We start from the raw sequence: 18866 nt of genomic DNA, 5'->3' as shown, positions 1-18866 counted from the left end.
TAATGGGAAGTTGTCGACTTAGTCGAGCTTGGATTGAACGAAGGCCAAAATCTCTTCCATTGTCGCATCATCCACTTTCTTAAGGTTCAACGCCAAGTTTGAACCCTTACGGCTGTATGAAGCGCGGCCCTTAATAAGCTCAACTTTTGGAGAAGCTTTCTTCACTGGCGCAGGTGCCAATTCAAGAATCCAACCTTCCAAAGTTTCAGTAACGTCTTTAGTTAAACGCGTAACACCTTGTGCTTCGCTACGCTGCCATACAAAACCTTCAGAAGCAGCACACTTAGTCAGTAATGTTTGCTGCTGTTCGCCAGTCAGTCCACCAAATTGTTTGTGCAGCTTAACAATGGTTGGTCGACCAAGATCGCTCACATTTGGGTAAGCTTGTAGCAGTTCAAGAGGCAAAGCCGCCGCTTTCAACGCGCCACTCACCAAAGCTTCACTGCACTGGAACATTTTCGCTAGTGCTTTCTGGTCTTCAGCTTCGCCTTTATCTAGCTTCGCTTGCATCTCTTTACCCTTCTCATACAGAGAAAGCGGCTTATGAGCGTTAGCAACATCAGATAGGAACTTAGCGTGTTCGCCGTTGATGTTTTCAGCTACATAGATAAGGAACTCTTTGTCAGCCAAAATACACGACATACGACGACGGCTACCATCGAGAACTTCAATCTTACCGTCTTTGTTTTTACGACCAACCGCTGGGTATTGCTGGCCACGTTCTTTCAATGTTGTAAGAACATCAGAAAGCGCGTGCTCGTTTAAGAAAGATTGCTCACGAGCATTTTCTTCGAAAACAACCGTTTGAGTTGCTACGTCAGCCGCCGGAATTCGAACTAGTTCAAATGAAACCAATTCTTCGCCTGCAACAGAAAGCTCGATCACTTGAGCCTGTTCTTTAGCCGCTGTTTGAGCTTCTTGTGGCGTAGCTACGCGACGTTTGTTTGCTTTACCAAATAGCTTTGCATTTAAGTCAGATGTTTTAATCGCCATTCTTGTTATCCCTGATTAAGTGAAGGCCAGTTGCTATGTAATACACGCTCTAATTCTAGAGCACTTTTTTGTACTGCGTCTTGAGCGACAGCCAGAGTTTTCTTACCACCCTCAAAGTCGCTCACCGTTAGATCGAAAACCGTGCTGTAAGTATCTGCACAGGTTTCAAAAGCGCGGCTTCTTGGAATAGTGGCCATCATTACTTGGTCATTCAACAGGTAGTTCATCTCAGTTAATACTGATACCTGCTTCTTGTTGTCGTCTTCAAACATGGTTGGCATTAGACGAACAAATTCGAGCCCTTTCCAGTCGTCCGGGAACATCTCGTACACGGTTGGTAAGTGCTGGAAGAAGTTAACCGTTGAAGCCCAATCCAAACGCTTGGCTGCACATGGAATCAGAAGAGCGTTCGATGCGTACATTGCGTTCCACACTAGAGGGTCTACGTGCGGGCCGGTATCAATCATAATCACATCAAAATCATCAGCAATTTTGTCGATAAGCTTCTCTTTTAAAAGACGAACAATATCAAGTGACTGATCTTGAGATAGGCTTTGCCACGCTTCAGCGTTAAACATCGCGTCTTCTGGGAACGCCGAAATCGTCTTTAGATTCGGATACTGTGTTGGTAAAAGTACGTTCTTACGCAAGAATTCAAGATCAACATCTTGGCCTTCTGGCACGTTGTCCAACATGATATCAACAGCAGAATAGATACTGTCGTGCTCTGCACCACTAATTTGTGGGTTTAAGAACAGACGCAAAGAACCTTGTGGATCCAAGTCAATCAAGCAGATACGGTAGCGCTTATCTAAGTTCAAAGACAGACAAGCCGCTAGGTGAACCGCAGTCATTGATTTACCCGTACCGCCCTTTTGGTTCTGTACGTTAATAACCCATGGCTTATTGTCTACATGCTGCTTACGTTGGTGGAACTTCGGTACTTCAGCTGCGTCCATCAGCATGTGAGCTTCAGTCAATGAAATCGAGTAATGATTGGCGTTGTTCTTTGTAAACTGATGACCATCCGCTTCAAGCTTGTTGATAGCCTCATCCAATTTTCGACGAGTTAAGCCTGAACGCGTCTCCATCATAGCTTTAGACATTGGAGGGAAATGTTCATCACTTCGCTCTTCCAGAATAATCTCAATTCGGTCAGCCTGAACTTGTTGAGTTTGTTCGGCTAGCTGATAGAGCTTATCAATCGTTTGTTCTCTTTTCATTGCCAGTTTCCGTAATGATTAACCTAGAACAAATTGTACAGCGATTAACAACAAACACAACAAAAACATGAACATACATTTATGAGTAAAATCACATAAAATAGACTGTATTTTTACAGTTTGATGAAAAATAGGCTTAGATGAACACAAAAACTTCTATTTTTATCACCGCTAACAGTGCTATTTCCGGTTTACATTTAAAATGTTACATCGTCACTTATTTACAATGTAAATGTAATACCAGCAAATAAACTTCGGAACGATTGAAATACAACCATAGATTACGGTTGGTGTGATTTGCATTCGAATTTGTCAGATTTTCAATAAAAAATAACCAAACAGACCAAATGGACAAAAAATTCAAAGTCGAAGTAAAAATCGAGTGTAATAAAACAAAAGAGAATTGGAACCTATCCGGAAGAATGATCATGGAGCACATCAACAGTTAGATAATTGACAGGGCCAAATTATGAAGCATGATCAAGGCCTAAACTCACCAATATTGATCGGAGTAAGTGCATGTTAGAAATGATCAACTCACGGAAAAATGATCAAGTAAATATCGTTACGGAAGCATATAAATATAGAGCTAACTTACGGACAAATGCTTTTGCAATGGGGATTCAAGCTCTATAAGGCCTCATTGCTTGGAAATTCAATCGACACGGATTACAAATACAGAAACATGACAATTTCATGATCATGCTTCCTGATTTATGATGTATCGAGCTAAAAGCCCCCAACCAGTGATTATGGAACCAATACCGATTGAATTTTGAACGCCAAAGGGGAAGAACGATGTAAAAGGGGCATTACTTGATCATTGTTCCGATGAATTGGCTGTCAAAAATATCCACATAGGTGACTTAGAAGCCGCTTAATACAACTTGATCAATTACGGACTGTGGATAAGCTGTATAAGCATAATGATCATGCTTTCGAACCGATAATGATCATGCTTACAATGACTTAATGATCATCGTTCTGAGGTTCTGTGATCATGCTTTCTTTAATTTAATGATCATCGTTTCGAGTTCTTTATGATCATGCTTTCCAATCGGATTTTTTTTAACACTTATAATTCATGCACTTAAAAGCAAACTCACAGCCAGATCATTAGATCACTTAATCATTTAAGATCATATTAATCAAAAAGATCAGTTATTTAAAAGCCAATAAATTCTCTTTATTTATGATCATTCTTTCTTTATCATTCAGGAACTATAGTGAAATTACGGTTAGTGTGATACGGATCAAAAATGAAACCAGAAGAGAAATTGTTAATTAAGGCACGAAGCCACAAAGATGGTCATTTATTTGAGGTATCTGAAACAGCCGTTGAATGGATAGAACAATATCAACACTTCAAAGGGGTCACCAAAAGCATCGTTGAGCTTCTTAACCTAATTTCACTACGTGGGTTTAGCAGCAAAGATGGATACGTCTCCACCACCGAGATTATTGAATCAACTGATGGTCAAGTGACTCGCGCCGCCTTGCAACAAAGGCTGAGAGCCGCTGTAAGTATTGGTCTGTTCAAACAAATCCCAGTTCGTTTTGAAGAAGGCCTTGCGGGTAAAACCATGTTGCATCGCTTTGTGAACCCAAACCAATTGATATCGGTTCTGGGTGCCACCAGTTTAGTGACAGAAAGCGTCAAGCAAAATGAAAAGCAGAAGCGTTCTAAAGCACTAGCTCAAACCAAAGTAAACAAGCGCTTACTGAATGAACACGGACTGAATACACCACCGACGATGAAAGACGAAGCGGATCAATTCATTGTTTCTCCAACCAATTGGGCGGGGATTATTGATCAAGCGTTGGCGCCACCTAGAACACGTAAGAGCTACCAGAAATCTATGGTTTCGATCTCTGGTACTCGAGCGGTGATCGAGACACGATCTTCTAAAAACATCATGACGGTTGACGATCTGATGACGCTGTTCGCGTTATTCACGCTTACTGTTCAATATCATGATCACCACCAAGATGATTATCATCTCGACGCGAAACACACACCGAACAAAACACCACTCTACATCACTGATATTTTGTCTTTGCGTGGCAAGAAAGACAGCGGTCCTGCACGCGATTCGATCCGTGACAGTATTGATCGTATCGAATTTACGGATTTCCAACTGCACGAGCTCACGGGCCGTTGGCTTAGCGAGAACATGCCAGAAGGCTTCAAGAGTGATCGTTTCCGATTCTTAGCTAGAACCATTACGGCATCAGAAGAAGCGCCTACAGAGGGCTCTGATGGCGAAATTCGCATTAAACCGAACCTGTATATCCTTGTCTGGGAACCTTCGTTCTACGAAGAGCTGCTGACGCGTGATTATTTCTTCCTATTTCCGCCAGAAATCCTGAAACAACATACCTTGGTCTTCCAAATGTATTCGTACTTTAGAAGCCGTATGGCACGTCGCCACTCAGATTGTATGTTACTGAGCGAGCTGAACCAGAAGTTGGCTCGTAATATCGATTGGCGTCGTTTCTCGATGGATTTGATCCGCGAACTCAGAAAATTGGGCGAAGTAGGGGATCAAGAAGATACCTTCCTGGTGAATCTTTGGGGTTATCACTTGACGATCACTGCGTTGATCGAAAAAGGAAAAACCACCGATTATCAGGTTGATATCAAATGTAATGTCGAAGAGGTGTTGCGTTATTCAAGAGCGCGTACTACCAACGCCGGTAAGCGTAATATGGCACCGACGTTACCGAACCCGCTGCGTAACGAGATGGTGTCTAAGCAGAAGCTGGAAGAGCTGTCTGAGATTATCGATGGTGAGTTTGAACCAATTCAGCGCAAAGCTCCGTCGCCAAGAGGCAAATTGGGACGTCGAGTTAAGCAGCGTAAACACTCTGTTGAGATCAACGCTGATGAGATCATGATTACTCTCTCTAAATATACCTCCACAGAGGCTCTAGAACGCAGTATAACGGCTTTATCTGCTATGACCGGGCATTCACATGCCTCAATCAAAGAAGAGTGCTCAGAGCTCATTGAGAAGCTTGATTGGTTGAGAGTAGGGGAGGATGTTATCCCATACGAAACACTGAGTCGCTTAATTGAGCTGTACAACGACCGTGACAGCACCAGCAATCGACACCTGTCCATTGAACGTTTGATTTCTGGTTTGGCTGTACGTCGTAAAGTGTGTAAACAAGTTCACAAAGGTCATTTGGACGAGAATGTGTTTCTAGCGCTCGATGAAATGGCGATTGGCCATTAATCACTAGGGCGTGTTGATCTTTCGAGCTGATTTTTGCAGTAGGAATACCCAGTATCAAGAAGCCCGTATTTACGGTCGATGAATGGATAGTTTGAACACATTAGGTGCTGATTAAAACCGCACCTAACGCTGACAAAGTTCTGACAATGTAACGCATCCAGTTGATTATTATTTATCCCGAATAGACAACCTTTGTCCTTTCTTATGATTAATAGATTGGCTCATATTTTGTTACATCATACTGAATAGATTTTTGCGAGTTCCTAAGGGACTCGCTTTTTTTTGCCTGAAATTCATATAATTAATAAAATTCAATAACTTATATGTAAATCGTAACTGCTGACCCTGAAGCATGATCAAGGCTAGATCATGCTTTTCACGGATCCTATTTGTGAAGGGATTCTGCTTTGGTGTTTGATCGTTCAGGGTTAAATCGTGGAGTGGATCAGTGGCGTTGACGTAGAGCTGCACCTTGATCATCGTTCTGGTGTTGGCTTGCCATAAAACGCACATGCGAATCGATCAATTTTTCTGACTCTTCTTTCCAGCGCGGTTCTTGTTGTTGGTTGGTAAATTCCAAAGCCAGTACACATAAATGCTGGAGCCGCTGCGTACACCACTCTTGCAAGTCAGGCTCTGATTTTGGGTCGCATGACACGGCCTGCAGCTTGCTATAGGCAAACATCAGGTATTGATAGGCCTTTTCTTGATTGTGCGAACCACCAGCCTCGTTTGAGAGCGATGATACGCTTGATGCTGCAAACTTTGTCGATGTCGTCAGCGTTCCGTCTTTATATCGATAAAACGTAAAGATTCTCAGGCATCCGTCTAGCCAACATGCGATGCCTTTGCTCTGCTCATCCGTGATCATTGGCCCCCAGAGTGCATCTGGAGGCGTTAAGATCAAAGGTTCTAACCGGTCCACTTGATCATGCTTTCGGTCTTTGTACCAATCTCCGATCCGCTCTAACCAAGTGTCTAGTTCATTCATGCAACGTTATCCCACTGTTTTACAAAGTGATTATCAGAAACTTGCTTGATTTCATGCTGTATTTCACAGCTCTGCTCTCGAATTCGATCTGCGTTTATTGAATAGTTTGGCTCATTTTTGACGAGTTCGCCAAATGGCAGATCGGGATCGGGAACGGCAGAGATCAACAGTTTAGTGTACGGATGTTGTGGATTGGTTAAGATCGACTGTGTTGATCCCCATTCGACGATCTGCCCTTTGTACATTACCGCCGTCTCTTCTGCGATGTAGTGTGCCGTGGCGAGATCATGGGTTATGTACAAAAAGCCAATCCCCAACTCTTTCTTCATTTTTTGCATCAGGTTTAACACGCCAAGTCGTATTGAAACATCCAACATCGAGGTAGGTTCATCGGCAAGGATAACCTCTGCACCCACTGCGAGCGCTCTTGCTAAATTAACCCGCTGTCTTTGGCCACCACTGAGCTCATGAGGGTATTTGGCGAGAGTTTCAATGGGTAACTCCACCAGCGTTAATAACTCTTTGAGACGCTCTGTGAGAGCCTGTTTCGTGGCAACTTGCTTATGGATTTTAAGCGGGCGCGTTAAGTGGTGCTCAATGGTGTGAGTTGGATTAAGTGAGCCAAATGGGTCTTGAAATATCATTTGTACACGGCTGCGGTAATCCAAGATATCTTTGCGGCTTTTTAGGGTAGAGATGTCTCTGCCATTGAACAGTATCTCTCCCTCTGTCGGTGGGTAAACCTTGGTCATCAATCGGGCGCAGGTGCTTTTCCCGCAGCCTGATTCTCCAACCAGCGCCAATGTTTTACCGGCATGCAAATCAAAACTCACCCCATGCAGTGCTCTAAAGATCGCTTCTTTGCCAAATCCACCGCCGACGGTGAACTCTTTAACGAGGTTTTTCACTTGAAAAATAGGTTGTGACATGGAGCTCTCCTAGCACGTAGTCGCGTGCGCATGTTCGTGAATGTTAGGGAAAGAACTCCATAGCTTTTGGGTGTAGGAGTGCTGAGGGTTGTTACGAATCTCATAGGCTTGGTTGATTTCAACGATCTGGCCGTGGCGCATGATGGCAATGCGGTCACATAGCTGGCTCATTAGTGCCAGGTCATGGGTGATGAACAATATCGAAAACCCAAACTCTTCTCTGAGTTGGTGTATTTACTGCAGAATTTCGCGTTGTACAACCACATCAAGCGCCGTTGTCGGCTCGTCCATGATGATCAATTTGGGATTGAGGGCGAGCGCGATGGCGATCACTAAGCGTTGACGCATCCCTCCGCTGAACTGATGCGGATATTCGGTGAGGCGGTTACGAGGAATGTTTACAAGGTCGAGGAGCTTCTCTGCGCGGTCTTTAGCTTGTTCGTTGGTCATTCCTTTGTGGTGACGTAAAACATCAGCGAACTGCTCTTCAATGGTCAGTACGGGATTGAGTGAGTTCATCGCACTTTGGAACACCATGGCGATTTCGCTCCAACGCAAGGTGTTCAAGTGGTCGTCAGATAAACCGAGCAGATCTTGCCCGTTGAACAGTATCTTCCCTCCAGAGATGAAAGCAGGCGGCTTGTGTAAACGGTTAATGGCAAACGCGATGGTACTTTTTCCGCACCCTGATTCGCCAGCCAAACCAAAAATCTCGCCTTGGCCTATGCTAAAGCTTACGGATTTTACGGCATTAAAATCACCGTCATCGGTGATGTAATCGACACATAGATTCTTCACTTCGAGAAGTGGTTTATCTGAATTTTCCCTAGACATGATAAATCCTCAGTTATGATATTGATAACTATTATCATTAACATGAAGTGAATTTAGTGAAAGCGATGAGCACAAAAAGAATGAAGTGCCTCGAAATTTATCTTGGGTTATTTCACGAAGTTTCAGTGGGGAAACAAGAAATGAGAACGGGGAAAATGAGAGGTGGATCAAACCACATTTCTTATGGGGAATCTTGTAAATGTAATTGCAGAAAATGGCTTTGGCAAAGTTTAAATGAGGCATTTATTAATTAGCTTTGTGAAGCGTCGGAATCATCACATTTCAGTACAGAATGTCTTAACAAGTGAAATAGCATTTGCTACAGATTACCTGTCCATTACATGGTGCTTTTCGGAGGAAAACATGTCCATTAATTCTATCAACCATGATGAAATGACAAATATTGCAAACAAGTGGGATGCTGAAGAAGAAGTATCTTTCAAGCCAGAAAAGAAAATGAAGTCCGCTGAAGCTCGTCGTCGTATTGAAGCTCTAAGAGAAATTAGAGAAAGCGGTTTTAGTCTGGAAGAAGCGAGGGAACTAGGTCTTATTCACTAAGGATCCCTATTGCATTTAAGAGGGTGGCGCACCGCCACCCTTTGATTTATATAACTTTTTAAAAGGGCTATGAGTTTTTTATAAGTAAACCATGTTCCTTGTCTCCCACCATTTAAATCCATTGTCCTGCCTTTAGATTACTTGTTCCCGACTAAAAACATGCTCATGGCATACTCTTGAACTAAGTTGTTTGACAGTAATATGCAACGCCACTAATTTTAAAGTTAAAGCAAAAATATGAGATGTCGTTGGTAAGGAGAAGGCTATGTCTAATTCTGTGGCGAAAGCCAAAGAAGTGCTGTTTTATGAACCTGAAGATCCAAACGGATACCTGTCAAATTTTGCAGCTTGTCCCATTAAGGTTAACGATCAAGTTTGGGCAACCAGCGAACATTATTATCAAGCGATGAAATTTGCTTCTGAAGCGTTACGCAATACTATTTTGGAAGCCAGTACCCCTGCTGAAGCGTTCTCTTTAAGTCGTGATTATGAAGACCAAGTTCGAGAAGATTGGTATGACATTCGTGTTGAAGTGATGCAGTTCATTGTGACTGAGAAGTTCAGACAGAACCCGCAGTTTGCGCTGTTTCTGACTAACACCGGAGATTCGGTGATCAAAGAGCATTCTCATAAAGACCATTTTTGGGGCGATGGTGGTGATGGAACTGGTGAGAACCGTTTAGGTGAAATTTTGATGGCGGTGCGACAACAGCTTCGTAATCAACAACTACATTTGATTGCTTCGCACTAACCTATCGAGTACAAGTTCAAAGATAGTTTCCCTAAACGTTAAATTTTAAAGGCCGCTCTGCAATTTAGTATTAAGCAGAGCGGCCTTTTCGTTGCAAGTCGAGCTAAGGTGACTAAGAGTAGAAAAGTGCTCTACAACGTCAACTAGGCGCTATTACAGATAAACGAAGGATCTATAAGTACCCTTGCACGATGTCATCGAGCTGACCATCGTCTTTCATTTGGTCGAGACGTTGGTTGATGAAGCTTTGCAGCTTAGGATCCATCTCAGGGTCAAACGCCAAATGGATAGGGTAGTTATTGATCACTGAACCAAACTCTTGCATCTGGTAATCATCAATACTTAACTTTTGCTCGTTTAGGTTGTATTTGATTCTCGATTCCATCTCAACAAAAACGGTATCACCAGGCGTTCGGTTTAATACACGAAAAGCCGCGCTGTAATCTTTAACTCGAATCTCGTTGAGCTTACCTTGTTTGATGTAAGGCTCTAGGTTTGGATATTCGAACCCCACCAGCAAGACCACCGCTTTTCCGTCTAAATCGTCGATAGTATTGAACTCAAATGGTTCCTTACCGCTACTGAGTAACACGTGTTTTACATTGTAAATCGGATCTTTAGACAGGTTTACAGATTGGATATTTCCCCAACTAGGACTGCCGTAGGTTACCCAGTTTGGATTCTCTCTCGCGTCGAGCTTGTCAATCATGCGGTTGAAAGGGTAGGTGTGGTAATCGATCTCGTATTGGCTGTCATCAAATACGGCCTCAACAATATCCGAAACCATTCCTCTGTGAGATGACCCGTCAGTTTCGATCTGAAAAGGTTGCGCTTGGCTCGCAATAATGTAGTAGTGAACAGGTTCGCTTGCAAAAGCATAACTGCTTGAAAACAAACTGACTATGGATGCAAATATAAGATGTTTTTTCATAACCTTCCCTAGTTATTTGATGAATGACTACTATTATACTAGTTGAGTAATTGTAGTTTGCTAGGATAACAATAATGGTAATTTGTGTATGGTGACAAAAGGAAAACGCTATATTGGACTCTCCCGACAGTTGATCGGGACTATCATAGCAATCAGCACCTTATTCACAGTTATAGTGACAGGTCTAGGGTTGTATGTGGAGTACCAAAGTCGAGTTTCTTTTATCAGTTCTCAGATCGAACAGGTTAAGGCAGGCTATCTTTCGGGTTTAACGTCCAGTTTGTGGGTTGAAGATCGAGAGCAACTGTTTGTGCAAGCCGAAGGTATCTCCCGCCTACCTTCGGTTAGTTACCTTCTTATCGAAAGTCCCGATGAAAAAATTCTAGAATTAGGTCAAAAGACCTCAGGTCAGTCTTATTCCCAGTCTTGGGAAATGGTGCACCAGATGGGGGGGACAGATTTCCCATTAGCGACGCTCACGGTGCAATCTGATTTGAGCATGATCCTCAACGACTTTGAAGAACGAGTTCTACTATTGCTCGCCTTCGAAGCCGTTAAAATCTTCTTATTGTCTCTGGTTTGTTTAACGATCGTCTATCGCCTTGTGGTCAAACGCTTAATGACTATGTCTTCCCAGATCAACCAGCAACAGGTCGAAGACAACAAACCACGCTTCATAACGCCAACCGATTCTACTTACAAAGACGAGATCTCGACACTAGAGAGTAGCTATAACCAGTCGGTTGAACGTATTCGTCAACAATACCAAGAACTGGAAAAAGCCAAAGATGTCGCTGAGGTTGCCAACCGCAACAAAAGTGAATTTCTTGCCAACATGAGCCACGAGATCCGCACCCCGATGAACGGGATTATCGGACTGTCGTCTCTGCTCTCTGAAATGGATATGCCGAAAGAGCAAAAAGAGTATGTCGATATGCTCAATACCTCTTCGCTTACTCTACTCGACTTAATCAATGACATTCTCGACTACTCGAAGATAGAAGCGGGTCGTCTAGAACTGCAACAAGAACCAATGAAGATGATGGGTATTGCTGCCGATGTTGAATCGACGTTTAGAGTTAAAGCCGAGCAGAAAGGGCTCAGATTCCAACTGGCGATTGATCCTAAGATCCCAACCATGGTGATTGGCGATGGCACCCAGCTAAGACAAGTGCTGAATAACCTGGTCGGCAACGCCATCAAATTTACCGAGCATGGTCATGTCACACTCTCACTTCGCTTGGAAGAAGTCATAGAACCAGAACAAAAGCTCAGAGTGAAATTTGAGGTGACTGACAGTGGTATTGGTATTGCTGAAGACAAGCAACAATCGGTGTTCGATAAGTTTCAACAAGCCGACGGCAGCACCACCCGTATTTACGGAGGCACCGGGCTTGGTCTAACGATATGCGATAAGATCGTGACCTTAATGGGCAGCAAGCTTGAGCTAACCAGTGTCGTAGGCAAGGGGAGTACATTCTACTTTACCGCTGACTTTGACCCGAGCCTGGACGTTGACGAAAGCAATATCGATTTTAATAAAGTCTCGGTGCTTCTGGTTGATGATAGTCAGCTGAATATGCGTATTACCTCAATACAGCTTCAATCATTCGGCGTTAAGTCAGAGTGTTGTGAAACCGCCACCCAAGCGTTAGAGCTTGTTTCGGAGTCTGTGGCGAAGTCATCGCCTTATGATCTGGTGCTGATTGATAAAGTGATGCCGTCTATTGATGGATTCCAGTTAGCAAGAAGTTTGATTGAGCGTTTTGACAAAGCGTGTCCTAAGCTGGTGATGATCTCTGCCGACCCACGCAAGCAAGATGAAGCGCGCGCTAAACAAGTGGGTTTTGTTGCCTACATAGCTCGCCCTTATCAAGATAACCAACTTAAATGGACGTTGAGTGAAGTTCTCGCGAGAGCAGCGGATACCTCAAACTTTACCTATCCAAACAGAGGTGAGGTCGCGTTCAAAGACAATGAACCAGTACCATTAACCAAACCAACGAGGTCTGTTGAAGCTACACCAACGGCTTCTGTCACAACCACACAAACAGACAAACAAGCTCCAATCAAAGAAGAGCCAAAACCAGTGGCCGCTTCGTTTAGTGGCAAAGTATTGGTCGTTGAAGACTCTCGAGTAAACCAGCAAGTTGCCAAGATGATGCTCAAGAAGCTTGGCTTTGAGGTTGATATTGCCGATAACGGTGAGATTGGTGTCGAGAAATTCCAGGCCAACGAATACGAGATGATTTTTATGGATTGCCAGATGCCGGTTCTTGATGGCTTCGAAGCCACTAAACAGATCCGAGCGTTAGAAGAGGGCTCTTCACAACATATTCCAATCGTCGCACTCACGGCCAACGTCGTACAGCGAGACAAGCACCTATGTTTTGATGTGGGTATGGATGAGTTTTTACCAAAACCGGTTAATCAAGGAAAGCTGAGAGAGATCGTTGCCAGTTTTTTATCTAAAGAAACCGATTCGACCAAAGAAGAAGATGAGCAAAAGATTGTTTAGTTAGTGCCTCATTAAACGTAACCGTTGAAAATAAAAACTCCGACTAAATCAGTCGGAGTTTTTGTATGTGCTCGATTTTTCTTCCTAAGCCTAAGCCTAAGCCTAAACCTAAACCTAGGCAAATGGTTACGTGACGCTAATCAATACTATCAATATGAATCACTACAGAATCGGGTCGCCAGTATTCCAACTCGCAATCCATTAGTTCACCGTCCTGTTTGTAGTTCACTCGGCAGATCTTAAGAACAGGCTGCCCTTCTGCCAAATTTAATGCCTTGGCGACATGCGCAGGGGCAGAGGTGGGTATCACATCAAAGCGCGAGCGTTTGGTCTCGTAGCCGTATTTTTCTCGGTAGATGCCTGTCAGCGACATGGTGAGGTTTTCTGACAACACCTTCTCAAACAACGGCGCTTTTAAGACGTTTTCAACAAACAGCACCGCTCTGCCATCAATAAAGCGTAATCGCTCAATCACGTGTATCGGGGTTATCTGTTCTATTTCTAATGCTTTGGCGTAATCGCCCGCGGCCATCTCTGTACGGGTGCTGAGCAGTCTGGTTTCTGCTATGCGGTGTTGTTCGCGGATCATTTGATGAAAGTGAGAACGTGACAATGGGTTATAGCGAACACGTTCGGGTGACACATACCAGCCACGGCGCTCTTCTCGGTATATCAAACCTTCGGTTTCCAGAGACACCAACGCATCTTTGAGCGTGATTCGTGTGGTGGAAAACAGCTCGCTGAGCTCTCTTTCGGATGGCAGTTTTTGCCCCTCGGTGAAGATGCCTGATTGAAGCTGTTCTCTAATGCTTGTCTTAATTCTGCCTAGTTGTGTCCCTGATTGCCCTGTACCCAATGTTCTCATTACTGATCTAGTCCATAAGTTCGTGTGCTCAATAAGGTAAACCACGGAGTTAACAGGAATATGACAGTTAACAATGGCTTACTGTCATATGAGTGAAATATAACTGCCACGAAAATGCATCCAAACTGTCAAATAACTTGCGCGAAAGCGTCACACTCTGGCGATAGCATACAAAACGAACTTACTGACCTAGTCCAGAGGGATAGAGACAATGAAAACTTTGCTTAGCCGTTCAACTGTATCGCCAGCCAAACTGAGTGGTTTACCTGAAAAATTAATAGGTTCACCTGCAAAACTGTTAGGTGCAACCGTTAAATTGATTGGTGTAACAGGAATAACGGCTACACTTTCAATGCCAGCTATGGCGAAGGATGCTGATCTTGCGTCACTGATTGAAGCCGCTCAAAAAGAGGGGGCGGTTTACAGTGTGGGTATGCCAGACAGTTGGGCAAACTGGAAAGGCACATGGACTGACCTGAAAGCAAATTACGGTTTGAAGCATCAGGATACGGACATGAGCTCGGCACAAGAGATCTCTAAATTTGAAGCAGAGAAAAGAAACGCAACTGCAGATATCGGTGATGTTGGTTTAGCCTTTGCACGTGTCGCTGTGCAGAAAGACGTAACGCAACCATACAAACCAACCACTTGGAATGACATTCCAGATTGGGCGAAAGACAAAGATGGTCACTGGGCTCTGGCTTACACAGGTACTATCTCGTTCATTTCAAACAACAACCTTGTTGAAGATGCCCCAAAATCTTGGAGTGACCTACTAGAAGGCGACTACAAAGTCACAGTCGGTGACGTAGGCGTAGCAGCACAAGCAAACAACGCAATTCTAGCGGCAGCATTTGCTAATGGCGGTGACGAGTCAAACCTAAAACCGGCGATTAAATTCTTTGGTGAGCTAGCGAAGCAAGGCCGTCTGTCTTACACCGACCCAAGCATCGCGAATCTTGAAAAAGGCGAAGTGGAAGTGGCAATCATGTGGGACTTCAACGCACTGAACTACCGCGATAAGATCGACCGTGAGCGCTTTACCGTCAGCATTCCACAAGATGGCTCAGTGATTTCTGGTTACACCACCATCATTAACAAATACGCACAAAACCCGAACGCGGCGAAGTTGGCTCGTGAATACATCTTCAGCGACCAAGGCCAAATCAACCTAGCAGAAGGTTACGCACGTCCAATCCGAAGCAACATTACGCTACCTCAATCAATACAAGACAAGCTGATCTCAAACGATGAATACAGCAACGTTCACCCAGTGACTGACTTCTCAGCATGGGAAAAATCAGCACGTCGCCTACCACGTCAATGGCAAGAAAGCGTATTGATTCACCAGCAATAACCCCGCTTAACACGCCACCTGTAACGGGTGGCTTATAGAAACAAGCAATAGAGATTAGACCATGAGCAATAAGGTTATCCTTGTTGTTCTAGATGGACTGAACTATCAGGTAGCCCGTGATTGCATGGGCTACCTGAACGGTCTTCTAGAACTAAGTGATATGCAGACAAAACAGGGCGATTCGCACAATGAACAGAGCGATTCGTACAATAAACAGAGCGATTCGTACAATAAACAGAGTACTTCGCAGAGCACGCAAAAAAATAAGCTGCGCGCCACGCTTTACCCTGTGCAGTGCGAACTGCCGTCTATGTCACGTCCACTGTATGAGTGCATCCTGACCGGTGTTCGCCCTGTCGAGAGTGGCATCGTCAACAACCAAATCGTGCGTTTGTCGAATCACGAGTCGATCTTTAGCTTGGCGAAGTCGCAGAGCAAAGTGACGGCAGCTGCGGCTTACCATTGGGTGAGCGAGTTATATAACCGAGCGCCATTTGATGCTGTACGCGACCGTTTCACTAACGATGAAAGCATGAACATCCAACACGGCTGTTTCTACCACTGGGATCACTACCCAGATGAAGCCTTGTTCTTGGATGCTGAGCACCTGCGCGTGACTCATCAGCCTGATTTTTTGCTGATTCACCCAATGAACATTGACGACATGGGACATAAGCATGGGTTGGATTCTCGCCAGTACCGCAATAGTGCACGTGGCGCGGATATCTACCTATCAAATTACCTTGAGAAATGGGTAAATGATGGTTATCAGGTGATCATCACCAGTGACCATGGCATGAACAATGACTTGTCTCATGGTGGCATTCTGCCTGAAGAGCGTGAAGTGCCTTTCTTTGTGATTGGCGATAAGTTTACACACCAAGAATGTTCAGTGAAACAGACCGATATCTGCGGCAGCGTCTGTCAGTTACTCAACCTTGAACACGATAAATCTTACACTCAGGAATTGTTGGCCCTATGAGCAGTTCTGTAATCACGCAGAGCGATGGCTCTGCGCTTAAACCCAAAACCAAATCTTTGTTTCAACGTTTCAAGCCCGCTTTGTGGCTTGCGCCTTTCGCGCTGTTCTTCTACCTGTTCCAACTGGCACCTATGGTTTGGGTGCTGATCAACAGCTTCTTCTATGACGATGAGCTCTCTCTCGAAAACTATTCTGAAATATTCGATTCTGCTTTCATGATGCAGGCTTTTGGCAACAGTTTATGGTTGTCGATTTGGTCGAGCATTGTTGGCTTGGCGATTGCGACTCTGTTGGTCTCTTCATTGCGCCGTGTTGATTCTAAAATCCGCGATGCGGTGATCGCGTTTACCAACATGAGCAGCAACTTCTCTGGTGTGCCTTTGTCGTTCGCCTTCATCATCATCCTTGGTACTAATGGTGCGATCACCTTATTGCTTAAGCAGTACGGTTTACTGGGCGATTTTGACTTGTACGGCAAGTGGGGTTTGCTGGCGATTTACATCTACTTCCAGATCCCATTAGCGGTGTTGTTGCTGTATCCAGCGTTCGATGCCTTGAGTGACGACTGGCAAGCCGCTTCGGCATTGCTTGGCGCGAAAACTTGGCAATACTGGACCAAAATAGCACTGCCTGTGTTGTCGCCTGCCTTGTTCGGCACCTTCATCATCTTGATTGCCAACGCGATTGGCGCCTATGCGAGTGTGTATGCGTTGACCTCGGGCAACTACAACGTGATTACGATTCGAATTGCGAGCTTGGTATCGGGCGACCTGTTCCTAGAACCAAACCTGGCTGCTGCAATTTCCGTGATTCTGATGGCGATGCTGGCCTTCATCACCGTGATTAACCAATGGCTGATCAGTAAAAGCTACGCAGGGAAGAGAAAGTAATGAACACCGTAAATACTCGCTTTCATAAAACGGTTGTCTATTCGATTGTCGGCATCATGATGATTCCGATCTTAGCGACCTTTATCTACTCGATCTCCTCGCGTTGGGGCGCCACTATCCTGCCGGATGGCTTCACGTTAGATTGGTACATCAACCTGCTGACGGATCCTCGCTTCTTGCAAGCCTTTGGTCGCTCACTGTTTATCTGTGTGGCAGCGCTGTCATTGAGTGTGGTGTTGGTTCTGCCTGCGATTTTCGTGGTGTTTTACTATTTCCCGAAACTCGACAAGGTAATGAATATCCTGATCTTATTGCCATTCGCTGTACCACCAGTAGTGTCATCGGTTGGTTTACTTCAATTGTATGCAGACAGTGAAATCTCACTGATAGGCACGCCGTGGATTTTGATTGGCACCTACTTCACCATCGCACTGCCATTCATGTATCGTGCGATTGCCAACAGCTTTGAAGCAATCAACTTGCATGACTTGATGGACGCGGCACATCTGCTTGGCGCAAGTACCACCAAGGCGTTCTTATTGATTATTCTGCCAAACCTTAAGAAAGGCTTAATGGCGTCACTGTTCTTGTCGTTCTCGTTCCTATTGGGCGAGTTCGTGTTCGCCAACATCTTGGTTGGAACACGCTACGAGACATTGCAAATCTACCTATACAATATGCGTCAAACCAGCGGCCACTTCACGTCAGCCCTAGTGATGACGTACTTCCTGTTTATTTTCTTACTGACTTGGTTGGCAAGTCGTTTCAGCCAGGGAACAAAATAATGAGCTATGTAAATGCGAAAAACCTCACCAAGCGTTTTGGTGACAACACGGTATTTGAAGACATTGAATTTTCCATCGAGAAGGGCGAATTCATTACTCTGCTTGGCCCGAGTGGCTGTGGTAAATCGACTCTGTTGCGCAGCTTGGCTGGCCTGAATCCTGTTGATGGTGGCGAGATCTGGGTGAACGGTGAAGAGATTACTCACCAAGTGCCACAACAGCGTGGTATCGGCATGGTGTTTCAATCTTATGCGCTTTTCCCGAACATGACGGTTGAAGGCAACATTGCGTTTGGTCTCAAGATGAAAAAGCTTGCTGCTGACGAGATTAAGCGTGAGGTCGCGAAAGTGATTGGGCTGGTGGACTTAACGGGCAAAGAGAAGTTCTACCCGCATCAGCTATCGGGCGGTCAGCGTCAGCGTGTCGCTTTGGCAAGAGCCTTGGTAGTGAAGCCGCGTATTCTATTGCTCGATGAACCGCTTTCGGCGCTGGATGCGAAGATCCGAAAGCACCTACGCCAACAGATCCGAGATATTCAGAAAGAGATGAACCTGACCACGATCTTCGTGACTCATGATCAAGAAGAAGCGATGATCATGTCTGACCGTATCTTCTTGATGAACAAAGGCGAGATCGTGCAAGCAGGCACACCCGAAGAGATCTACACTCAGCCAGCCAATGAGTTCGTGGCAGGGTTCATGGGGCATTACAATTTGGTGCAAGCGAACAAGGCCAAGCAACTTTTCAACATTGAAACCGAGTGGAAGGTGGCGATTCGTCCTGAATCTATCTACGTTAAAGAGCAAGGCCGACAGTATGGCGAGCATATCTCCGCGCCGAAAACGGGCACCATTCGCAACCACCAGCTGCTGGGTAACGTGATTCGATACCAAGTGGACGTTGATGAATGTGAATTAACGGTCGACTTGTTAAACCGTTCCTCTGAGCGACTGTTGGCAAACGGCAGCCAACTTGAACTCCTGTTTAACCTTAACGAAATTCAACCAGTGAGAGCCTAAG

At 44.7% G+C, this 18866-nt stretch carries 15 protein-coding genes and 1 pseudogene; 9 read left to right on the top strand and 7 right to left on the bottom strand.

Annotated elements, in window-relative coordinates; genetic code table 11:
* Nucleotides 1–18: 18 nt before the first annotated feature.
* A complete protein-coding gene (locus H5300_RS05230) occupies nt 19–993 on the bottom strand; it encodes a ParB/RepB/Spo0J family partition protein (protein ID WP_182795577.1) in 975 nt (324 codons plus the stop codon).
* A gap of 5 nt (nt 994–998) precedes the next feature.
* On the bottom strand, nt 999–2216 hold the full coding sequence (locus H5300_RS05225; protein ID WP_004732566.1) for a ParA family protein: 1218 nt from the start codon (nt 2214–2216) through the stop codon (nt 999–1001).
* Between the two features lie 1259 nt (nt 2217–3475).
* Here H5300_RS05225 and H5300_RS05220 point away from each other — a divergent pair.
* Nucleotides 3476–5455 carry a replication initiator protein RctB domain-containing protein gene (locus H5300_RS05220; protein WP_182795576.1) on the top strand — a complete coding sequence of 660 codons (1980 nt, stop codon included), beginning with the start codon at nt 3476–3478 and terminating at the stop codon, nt 5453–5455.
* A gap of 445 nt (nt 5456–5900) precedes the next feature.
* Here the strand turns inward: H5300_RS05220 and H5300_RS05215 are convergent, their stop codons facing one another.
* The 3 genes and pseudogenes from H5300_RS05215 to H5300_RS05205 form a co-directional block, all read right to left on the bottom strand.
* Nucleotides 5901–6446 carry a transcriptional regulator gene (locus H5300_RS05215; RefSeq protein WP_102457790.1) on the bottom strand — a complete coding sequence of 182 codons (546 nt, stop codon included), beginning with the start codon at nt 6444–6446 and terminating at the stop codon, nt 5901–5903.
* Nucleotides 6443–7375 carry an ATP-binding cassette domain-containing protein gene (locus H5300_RS05210; RefSeq protein WP_182795575.1) on the bottom strand — a complete coding sequence of 311 codons (933 nt, stop codon included), beginning with the start codon at nt 7373–7375 and terminating at the stop codon, nt 6443–6445. Before H5300_RS05210 ends, H5300_RS05215 begins: the two co-directional genes overlap by 4 nt.
* Nucleotides 7376–7384: 9 nt before the next feature.
* Nucleotides 7385–8209, bottom strand: a pseudogene (locus tag H5300_RS05205) (ABC transporter ATP-binding protein).
* Nucleotides 8210–8572: 363 nt separating this feature from the next.
* On the opposite strand from H5300_RS05205, the gene H5300_RS05200 reads away from it, so the two are divergent.
* Together H5300_RS05200 and H5300_RS05195 are read left to right on the top strand one after the other, a co-directional pair.
* Nucleotides 8573–8767, top strand: coding sequence for a PA3496 family putative envelope integrity protein (locus H5300_RS05200; protein WP_004732575.1), 195 nt, complete (start codon nt 8573–8575; stop codon nt 8765–8767).
* Between the two features lie 265 nt (nt 8768–9032).
* On the top strand, nt 9033–9518 hold the full coding sequence (locus tag H5300_RS05195; RefSeq protein ID WP_004732576.1) for an NADAR family protein: 486 nt from the start codon (nt 9033–9035) through the stop codon (nt 9516–9518).
* 172 nt (nt 9519–9690) lie between these two features.
* Here the strand turns inward: H5300_RS05195 and H5300_RS05190 are convergent, their stop codons facing one another.
* Complete coding sequence (locus H5300_RS05190; protein ID WP_004732578.1) at nt 9691–10449, bottom strand: ABC transporter substrate-binding protein; 759 nt, start codon at nt 10447–10449, stop codon at nt 9691–9693.
* An 88-nt stretch (nt 10450–10537) separates the two neighbouring features.
* Here H5300_RS05190 and H5300_RS05185 point away from each other — a divergent pair, with 88 nt between their 5' ends.
* Nucleotides 10538–12967: a response regulator gene (locus H5300_RS05185; RefSeq protein WP_182795574.1), complete on the top strand. Its 2430-nt coding sequence runs from the start codon at nt 10538–10540 to the stop codon at nt 12965–12967.
* Nucleotides 12968–13103: 136 nt separating this feature from the next.
* On the opposite strand, the gene H5300_RS05180 is transcribed toward H5300_RS05185, so the two are convergent.
* Entirely contained in the window at nt 13104–13832 is a 729-nt protein-coding gene (locus H5300_RS05180) for a UTRA domain-containing protein (protein WP_182795573.1), read from the bottom strand.
* Between the two features lie 211 nt (nt 13833–14043).
* On the opposite strand from H5300_RS05180, the gene H5300_RS05175 reads away from it, so the two are divergent.
* The 5 genes from H5300_RS05175 to H5300_RS05155 all read left to right on the top strand — a co-directional run bounded on the left by H5300_RS05175 (nt 14044) and on the right by H5300_RS05155 (nt 18865).
* Nucleotides 14044–15189 carry an ABC transporter substrate-binding protein gene (locus H5300_RS05175; RefSeq protein WP_182795572.1) on the top strand — a complete coding sequence of 382 codons (1146 nt, stop codon included), beginning with the start codon at nt 14044–14046 and terminating at the stop codon, nt 15187–15189.
* Nucleotides 15190–15250: 61 nt separating this feature from the next.
* On the top strand, nt 15251–16171 hold the full coding sequence (locus tag H5300_RS05170; RefSeq protein WP_182795571.1) for an alkaline phosphatase family protein: 921 nt from the start codon (nt 15251–15253) through the stop codon (nt 16169–16171).
* Nucleotides 16168–17061 (top strand): ABC transporter permease subunit, encoded by an 894-nt coding sequence (locus tag H5300_RS05165; protein ID WP_004732590.1) that lies wholly within the window; start codon nt 16168–16170, stop codon nt 17059–17061. The genes H5300_RS05170 and H5300_RS05165 overlap by 4 nt, the downstream gene beginning before the upstream one ends.
* Nucleotides 17061–17846, top strand: a complete 786-nt coding sequence (locus H5300_RS05160; RefSeq protein ID WP_004732591.1) for an ABC transporter permease — start codon at nt 17061–17063, stop codon at nt 17844–17846. Before H5300_RS05165 ends, H5300_RS05160 begins: the two co-directional genes overlap by 1 nt.
* Complete coding sequence (locus tag H5300_RS05155) at nt 17846–18865, top strand: ABC transporter ATP-binding protein (protein WP_004732593.1); 1020 nt, start codon at nt 17846–17848, stop codon at nt 18863–18865. The genes H5300_RS05160 and H5300_RS05155 overlap by 1 nt, the downstream gene beginning before the upstream one ends.
* Nucleotide 18866: the final 1 nt, after the last annotated feature.

The sequence above is a fragment of the Vibrio sp. SG41-7 genome, from assembly GCF_014164465.1.
In the GTDB taxonomy this organism is placed as follows: domain Bacteria; phylum Pseudomonadota; class Gammaproteobacteria; order Enterobacterales; family Vibrionaceae; genus Vibrio; species Vibrio splendidus.
Note: the sequence above shows the minus strand (reverse complement) of the source record. Positions and strands in the feature narration are given on the sequence as shown.